The sequence below is a fragment of the Photobacterium sanguinicancri genome, assembly GCF_002265265.1.
GTDB lineage: Bacteria > Pseudomonadota > Gammaproteobacteria > Enterobacterales > Vibrionaceae > Photobacterium > Photobacterium sanguinicancri.
In genome coordinates, this window is record NZ_NOIF01000351.1 from 1 (window position 1) to 1,569 (window position 1,569).

Annotated in this window: 1 protein-coding gene; it reads right to left on the minus strand. The window is 40.7% G+C overall.

The window, feature by feature from the left end; genetic code table 11:
* Positions 1-761: 761 nt before the first annotated feature.
* A complete protein-coding gene (locus tag ASV53_RS23955; RefSeq protein WP_094958982.1) occupies positions 762-959 on the minus strand; it encodes a hypothetical protein in 198 nt (65 codons plus the stop codon).
* Positions 960-1,569: the final 610 nt, after the last annotated feature.

Below are 1,569 nucleotides of genomic sequence, written 5' to 3' on the forward strand. Positions count from 1 at the left end.
AAATTTAGGCTATATTAGAAGCAGATACGCAATATCTGACAGCGCTCACTCCCCGAGCTTGCTCGGCAGATTTAACGCCCGCAATAAGGTGTGCCCCACTGAACCAACCAAGCGCACCGAACTCCATACCAAAACTGCCGAGTGTAACGCATCACCTTGATTGCATTGTTATGCATGTATTACAAGCACTTAGCTTACTTGGCAAAGAAATGAGATACAAACGGCAGCATCACAGCTTGAAGCAAAAAAAAGTCCTCAAAGCAATCACTCGTCTCAGTGTCAAACCATGATAACCAATGCCTGGAGTTACCTTGATATTTATAACCATTGAACAAAAATCGCATCCCGAACCAAACTATTGGAGAAGTAAAAGCAAATTTTAACTTCAACAGAGCGTCCGATTTACAGCGTCTGGCAGCCGCAGAACATACACCGTTCAGGCTCAACATTCACTTAGGTAACCCACGAATTCATGGCCACCAATGCCTGAGATGATCAAGAATTGATTGCGATAATACTGAATTGCCGTTTCACCCAACCAAATTGGTTGAAGAGACAAAGGCTCATTCAACGCGAAACTTACACCCGACGCGAAAGCTTACATTTCAATTCAAGATATAAACATGCATAACGCCTGCAATAAGGTGTGCCCCACTGAACCAGCAAAGCGCACCGAACTCCATACCAAAACCGCCGAGTGTAACGCATCACCTTGATTGCCTTGTTAGCCCTCGGATAAATGAACACAACTTACAAACACATTAAGGAAGAGGTGGTAGCTCTAAACTTTTTGCTAAATCTTGGAGCATTTGAGGTACATAATAAGCCGGTTCTGTACCAACAACAGTTTTACATTCAGCACATTGAATAAACAATGCTGGATATTTCATACCTTTAACATTAGCTTTCACTGCTTCAAAGCTATCAGAACCACATTCAGAATTTGGGCATTTTGACATTTTGATTCTCCTTTTGATATTGCAGATATTTGAGGGGAATAACTGGGGTCACACACTCCACTAGGCTATGTGCCCCATAATGGCTTGTATCGTATCTTTCCTGTTACCACTTCGTACAAGGTTAAGTTCGTAGTGTACATTCGTGTCAAATAACTAGGTACTTTAAACAGCCAGTCTGAAAGGTATATAAAAATGTTCAGGGAATATGTTATTTGCTTCTTAGGAAGGCAACTGAAATTGCAGTTAATGATGTAACTGCCAGTGCAGGTTGGTTTAGTAACATCAGCACTACTAAACTGATACCAAAACCTACAAATTTCAGAGTAGCTTTATAATTTCCATCTGACATTTTACCTCTCGGTACTGCTAAATAGCAGGTCTTAAATTATTGCCCCCTTCTTGTCGCGAAATGGTGAGGGAGCTTAACCATTTCACTAGTTGTACTTTGAACAGTAATTTGAATCTTATACCAAAGCAGCGATACCAAAACAGATGCATATCACATAATATTGACTAAGAGTAGATTGTAGGGCTAACGCCTAAAATAAGCGGCGAAAAACAACGAGCAGATATTGATATGAAGTGCGTAAACGCATAACTTCATTTTGCA